The sequence below is a fragment of the Paraconexibacter sp. genome, from assembly GCF_041602235.1.
Lineage (GTDB): Bacteria > Actinomycetota > Thermoleophilia > Solirubrobacterales > Solirubrobacteraceae > Paraconexibacter.
In genome coordinates, this window is the sequence record NZ_JBFIGP010000354.1 from 1 (window position 1) to 3,460 (window position 3,460).

Here is a 3,460-nt window from a genome sequence, read left to right on the forward strand (position 1 = left end):
CTTTCCCCGCACGTCCTGCAGCACTCCTACCGGACCTATCTCTTCGCGCTCGCGCTGGCTGCGATCGACGGCGTGCGGGTGGACGAGGAGCTCGGCTACGTCTCGTGCCTCCTGCACGACCTGACGCTCGAGCATCCGACGCCCGGACGGTGCTTCGCGGTGACCGGAGGCGAGCGCGCAGAGCGGTTCGCGCTCGATCAGGGGGCCACCCCCGAACGCGCAGCGACGATCGCCGCGGCCGTGTGCGGACACATCACGGCCGGCGCGCACGAGGACCTCGGCGATCCCGCGGGCTTCGTGGCGGCAGGGGCGAACCTCGACGTCACCGGGGCGCGGGTGAGCGAGGCCGACCCCGCGTTCGTGAGCGCAGTCCTCGAGCGCCATCCGCGGCTGCAGTTCAAGCGCCACATGCTCGCCGCATGGGCCGCCGAGGGTCGTGCCATGCCCGCAGGCCGAACCCGCTGGCTCACCACGCACGCCGCGTTCCCCGTGCTCATCCGAACCGCTCCCTTCAGCGAGTAGCTCCCCGTGGACACCACCCCCAGAGGACGACCCACCGTGATCATCGCGAGCTCTCTCCTCGCGGGACTCATCTCCGCCGCCTCCCTCCTGACCGTTCCCGCCGTCGGCGAGCACGAGAGCGCCGCCACCGGGACGGTGCTGCTCGGGTTCGCGGTGGGCTGGGCTCTGATGGCGGTGCTCTCGGCCCGGATCGGCGACGGCTCGCAGCGCTGGGCCACCGTGCCTGCGATCGGGATGGGGATCACCGGAGCCGTCCTGCTGGTCCTGACGCCCAGCCCCGCGACGGTCGCGACGCTCGGATGGTTCTGGCCCCCGGCACTCCTCGCCCTGACCGCCTGGATGGTCAGGCAGGCGCGGCGCGGGTCGTCACGCTGGGCCACCCGCGTGCTGCTGTACCCCGTGTTCGCCGTGCTCCTGCTCACGGCCGTCGGCGGGTACTACGAGACCCTGCACACGTCGGGTGACAGCGCGCTCGCCGACGGGCACGGGCTCATCGACGTCGGCGGCCACCGGCTCGCGATCCGGTGCGTCGGGTCCGGCAACCCCACGGTCGTGCTCGAGCCCGGTCTGGGCGAATCCTCGAGGTCGATGGGCCGGTGGATCGCCCCCGCGGTCGCCCGCACGACCCGGATCTGCACGTACGACCAGGCAGGCCACGGTCGCAGCGACCCAGCGCCCGCGCAGCGCAGCGACGCGGCCCGTGACCTGCACCTGCTCCTCGGGCGTGCCGGCGTCCGCGGTCCCGTCGTGGTCGCCGGGCACTCGCTCGGAGGGATCTTCGCGCTGAGCTTCACCGAGCGGTACCCGGACGAGGTTGCGGGCGTGGTCCTGCTCGACTCGATGCATCCGAAGCAGACGACCGCCTTCGAGCACGCCGACCCGCTGGTGGCGCTCGTCCCAACGCTGTCGCGGACCGGGATCGCCGGCCTGTTCTTCGATCAGAAGGACGGCGACCCCGCGCGGCAGATGCAGCAGTTCGCCCGCGACGTCGAGGCGATGCCGGCGGAGCTCGACCGCGCCGCGCGGCTGAGAAGCCTCGGGCGTCGCCCTCTCGTCGTCGTGACCGCCGGTCAGGGCAACGCCCCTGGATGGGCCGCCGATCAGACCCGTCTCGCGGCGCTGTCGAGCCGCAGCAGCCACCGGACGATCGCGACCGCCACGCACCAGTCGCTGATCGACGACAGGGCCCAGGCGCGGTATGCGGGCGACGCCATCCGCGACGTGGTCGACGCGGTCCGCGGCTCATGAGCATGCTCGTCGCCGATCCGGACAACGAGCGGATGACCCCGACGCGCGAGCGGTACGGCGAGGACTTCTGCGTCATCGAGCACGAGTGCACCAGAAGGACGGCGCCATCGGCCGCGAGCGGGTGTGGCTCGACGGCGGCTCCATCGCTGCGCAGCTCACGGCGGCCCAGTAGCGGCCCGGACGCCGGGGCCGGGTGCTGCCCGGGTCAGGACTCCGCGGCCGGCTGGGCGTCAGCCGTCTCGACCCCGGTCATCCCCTCGATCGCCGTGCGCGCCGCATCGGCGAAGGGCGTCGGCCGCACGCCGAACGTCCTCTCGATCTGGTTGTCGCTGACGACGAGGTCACCGTGCAGGCCCTCCATGAGCGGCTCCAGCAGTTCCTGATCCTCGTCGGTCACCAGCGAAGCCATCGCCGCCTCGAGCTTCGCGTTGCTGAACGGCAGCGGGACGCTGCGGTGGGTCTTGCCCAGCAGGTCGGCGATGACCTCGGTCATCTCGGCGAAGGTGAGGGTGTCCGGACCGGCGATCTCGTAGGCGCCCGGCTTGACCTCGCGGGCCGCCACGAGACAGGCGACCACGTCGTCGATCGCGATGGGCTGCGTGCTGCGGTCTCGCCAGGCCGGCATCGCGAGGACCGGAAGGCGGTCGACGATCTGCACGAGGGTCCCGAAGGAGGCGGACTTCGCGCCGACGATCATCGAGGCCCGCAGGGCGACGAACTCGGGGCCGGCTCCCGCGAGGACCTCCTCGACCTCCCGCCGCGACTCGAGATGCTCGCTGCTCTCGTCGCCGCCCCCGATGCCTCCGAGGTAGATCGTGCGACGGATCCCCGCCTCTCGCGCGGCCTGCACGTAGTTGGTGGCCGCGCGCCGGTCACGTTCGACGTAGTCCTGCCCGCCGCCGGGCTCCATCGAGTGGACCAGGTAGTAGGCCTCGTCCATCCCCTCCAGCGCCGGCGCAAGCGAGTCGCTGTCGGTCAGGTCGGCCTCGACGACGTGGACGTCGCCGCTCGTCTGCAGGCGACTCGCGTCGCGGACCAGGCAGCGGATCGCGCCCACGTCCTTCAAGGCGGGAAGGAGCGCGCTCCCCACGAAGCCGGACGCTCCCGTGAGGAGGACTGCGGTGCGCTCGGAGGACGGATGGATCGCGGTCATCGGCACTACCTACCCTGCTTCCGGACCGTCGATGCCTTGGCGCATGGACGCTGTCCATATTCATTGGGCTCGACTCACGCCGCCGAGCCCTTCCCGCCCGGCGGCAAACCGCGAGAACGGTAAGGGGCGGGTAGCAGGTGGCTGCCGTAGGACGAGCTCGGCGTGAGCTACGCCTCCAGCCACACCCCCGGCCCGGGCTCGCCTCGGCAGCCGCGGTCCACGGCTACACCACGGCGTTCTACCTCGCCTCTGCGCTGTTCGCGGTCGGCTTCCTGGTCGCGGCGCTCGGGGTTCACGCGCGCAGCGGGTCATGCCAGCGGAGCCCGGGAAACCGCGAGAAGTCCGCGTCACTCGAGCACAGCTGTGCGCCGTGTTCGATCGCCAGGGCCGCGAGGTGGGCATCGGTGACGAGGTTTCCGCCCGTACCGAGCGATTCGAGCAGCTCGCGCACGACCGCCGCGTGACGGTCGGTCGGGTGGACGACCACGACGTTCGGTCGGGCCAGCCAGCCGTCGACGATGTCCAGGGCGTCCCCGA

General features: G+C 71.9%; 4 protein-coding genes. 2 read left to right on the forward strand and 2 right to left on the reverse strand.

Annotated features, from left to right (window positions below):
• Together ABYE80_RS18720 and ABYE80_RS18725 are read left to right on the forward strand one after the other, a co-directional pair.
• Positions 1 to 522 (forward strand): phosphohydrolase (locus ABYE80_RS18720; RefSeq protein ID WP_372791833.1); only part of this gene is annotated, 522 nt, incomplete at its 5' end.
• Between the two features lie 36 nt (positions 523 to 558).
• Positions 559 to 1,770 carry an alpha/beta fold hydrolase gene (locus tag ABYE80_RS18725; protein ID WP_372791834.1) on the forward strand — a complete coding sequence of 404 codons (1,212 nt, stop codon included), beginning with the start codon at positions 559 to 561 and terminating at the stop codon, positions 1,768 to 1,770.
• A gap of 205 nt (positions 1,771 to 1,975) precedes the next feature.
• On the opposite strand, the gene ABYE80_RS18730 is transcribed toward ABYE80_RS18725, so the two are convergent.
• Both ABYE80_RS18730 and ABYE80_RS18735 read right to left on the reverse strand, forming a co-directional pair.
• Positions 1,976 to 2,923, reverse strand: coding sequence for an NAD(P)H-binding protein (locus ABYE80_RS18730; RefSeq protein ID WP_372791835.1), 948 nt, complete (start codon positions 2,921 to 2,923; stop codon positions 1,976 to 1,978).
• Positions 2,924 to 3,215: 292 nt separating this feature from the next.
• Positions 3,216 to 3,460 (reverse strand): TA system VapC family ribonuclease toxin (locus ABYE80_RS18735; RefSeq protein ID WP_372791836.1); only part of this gene is annotated, 245 nt, incomplete at its 5' end.

Coding starts and splice junctions, on each gene's coding strand:
- ABYE80_RS18730 (WP_372791835.1), bottom strand. CDS start 2,923: ATGACCGCGATCCATCCGTCCTCCGAGCGCACCGCAGTCCTCCTCACG.